Below are 2,552 nucleotides of genomic sequence, written 5' to 3'. Positions count from 1 at the left end.
CCTCTCCTCTCTGCGCCCTCTGCGCCCTCTGCGGTTCATTCCTCTTAATATCTTTAATTATTTCACCTCCTTATAATCCACCCCATAACTCGTATCTCTCCCCGACAAATACGTCGTTTTTCCCGTTAAAGTCTCCAGAGTTTGTTTCGTTTCACTCGAAGTAATCGTATTCAGCGGCACACCGAACTTGCTAGCCAAACCAGCCGCCACGCCCACACCTTGTCCTTGATAAATATTCACTGTCGCAATTCGCCCGACAGATACCGCCATACCGACATAACCGGACGATCGCCCGACAATGGCTAAATTATTCACTTTGCTAGCCAAAGCGCTTTCTATCCCGAAATTATACACTGGCAGCGGCGGAATTCTCGCCGATAAATGCTTGACTCCGCCCCGCAAGTCGAAATCGTAGGAAAAACTGCCGATCGACTTGGACGCTGCTGTTCCCCCTTTGATAATCTCCTTCCCCGTCAGCGGATCTACCACATCGCGGACGTTCAAAGTTTGCCTGATATAAATCTCGTCCGGAATAAATACTCTCACATCTTTACCGGACTTCTTTTGTAGCCAGTATTGGAGATATGACATTTCTTTAATCATCTCAGGAGTCGGTTTTCGGCCGTTAGCTTCCATCTCCATTATTTTGTCAACTTGGTATTTAAACAGAAACCCGTTCCAGGACAGCACATTTTTGTTATAAACGCAGACATTGCCTTTATCAAAAAAGAATCCTTTATTTTGACTGAAGGGCAGATTTCTGTCTATGTGATACGCTGCTCCTATAGCTGCGCTTCTGATGTCGTAGCCGTCTGTATATGACTGATAAATCGTACTCCAGAAATTCTTCATCCAGAATTTTGTACTGGCAGGATCTTTAGATTTTGTAATTGTTTCTTGAATCTTTTTTACCAATGGGGCGCTGTAGAGAATTTCATCTTCTATTCTGCGCAATTCCGACATCGTTATACCCGTAATTATCGGAACTACAGATACAGCTAAAGTTTCATTTTTTGATTTTATATTTTGAGATTCATATCCTGTATAATAAGATAAGCCTGCTTTTCTTGCCAATTCTGCGTCTTGAGTTACGTCAATAAAAGAGTGGGATTTAATTATTATATTGCTGCCTGTTACTTCGGCATATTCAATTTTTTTATCTATGACGTAGGGAGTAAGAGTTGAGTTGGAAATAACTTTGACTTGGGCGGCTGAAAGCATCTGTTTGAGAGCTCGATCTGCCAGTTTTGGGTCTAAGCAAGATTCCGGCGCATTCGCTTTATCTAAGAATTCCTTAAAACATTGGGCGTAGGGTTGGCGGTACCAATCGGGGATTTTATCTAAATCGATGTAAGCTAAACCGCCGCGGGTGAGTAAGCCACCCAAAGGAGCACTTGCGTAGTTCGATCGCACGATCGCAACTTTGCCCTTTGGGCCTAAAGTTTTCTTAGCCCATATCGCCGCACATATCCCCGGTACTTCATCGCCATACACTACTACATCGAAATTTTGCTGCGGTGATTTTTTGCCAGGTACCTGAGGCGGGCTGCTGGATTTTTGGTGCAAAGCTTCAGTGTCTAAGGTGGCACTTGCTGGGTTTCTATTGGCGATATAATTTTCTATTTCTCTGAAAGGGGGAGAGTTAACTAAAAGTTTTAGGGCGGCAAAGATGATTGCAATTGAAGCTAATTTCTTGAAAGTAGAGAGCATTCAGTTGACTCGTGGATAAATTTGCAATACCTGAAAGCGCACTTCAGGGTTTACGGAGTTGAATATAGCACGTTTAGATAATTTCGACACAAGTTTCACTTTTCCGGGAACCGCGGTAAACGAATCTTCTCAACCCAAACCTGGTGATGCTGTCCTTGGCAGCCAAAATGCTACAATTACATCTATCACCAATTTAAACATAAAAAATATGACTTTTGAGGCGGTTTTAAATCTTGTCAAGCACTTGTCTCTAGCCGAAAAGTTACGATTGATTAAGTGGATTGTTCCTGAAATAGAACGAGAATTAGTTGTTCGGCCCGCTCCCCGCAAATCGTTGTGGGGTTTATGTGCTGACTTGGGAATTGCACCTTCTGCCGCTGATATAGATGAAGTTCGCAGCGAAGAATGGGCGAATTTCCCAAGGGAGGATTTCTAATGCTGCGTGCTGTAGCGGAGACTCATGCTGCGATCTGGTATATCTTTGCCGATTCACGACTTTCGGTGACTGCTAGAACCACAATAGAATAGATAGCTGCCGAGGGAAATCAGGTGGCTTTTTCATCAATTACAGTAGCAGAAATTGTCTATCTGAGCGAGAGAGGGCGGATTAATTCAACTACTCTCGATCTATTATTGAGAGAAGTTGAGAGCGATGATGCCTTATTGGTTGAAATTCCTTTCGATCGCAATATAGCTTTGACTTTAAGGCAAGTTGACCGATCGCAAATTCCCCATTTGCCCGATCGCATTATTGCTGCTACTGCTTTGTCTCTTAATGTACCCGTTATTTGTCGCGATCGCCGGATTCAATTATCTAGTATAGACACAATTTGGTAAATCTG

General features: G+C 43.2%; 3 protein-coding genes. 2 read left to right on the top strand and 1 reads right to left on the bottom strand.

The window, feature by feature from the left end:
* Nucleotides 1–57: 57 nt before the first annotated feature.
* Nucleotides 58–1,710: an FAD-dependent oxidoreductase gene (locus ACUVJL_RS29035; protein ID WP_445249018.1), complete on the bottom strand. Its 1,653-nt coding sequence runs from the start codon at nt 1,708–1,710 to the stop codon at nt 58–60.
* Between the two features lie 58 nt (nt 1,711–1,768).
* Between ACUVJL_RS29035 and ACUVJL_RS29030 the strand changes: the two genes are divergently transcribed.
* Entirely contained in the window at nt 1,769–2,146 is a 378-nt protein-coding gene (locus tag ACUVJL_RS29030; RefSeq protein WP_445249017.1) for a hypothetical protein, read from the top strand.
* A 113-nt stretch (nt 2,147–2,259) separates the two neighbouring features.
* On the top strand, nt 2,260–2,547 hold the full coding sequence (locus ACUVJL_RS29025) for a PIN domain-containing protein (protein ID WP_445249016.1): 288 nt from the start codon (nt 2,260–2,262) through the stop codon (nt 2,545–2,547).
* The last annotated feature ends 5 nt before the right edge of the window (nt 2,548–2,552 follow it).

Source organism: Microcoleus sp. OTE_8_concoct_300, assembly GCF_031383065.1.
Classification (GTDB): Bacteria; Cyanobacteriota; Cyanobacteriia; order Cyanobacteriales; family Microcoleaceae; genus Microcoleus.
This window is presented reverse-complemented; position numbering and strand designations above follow the sequence as displayed.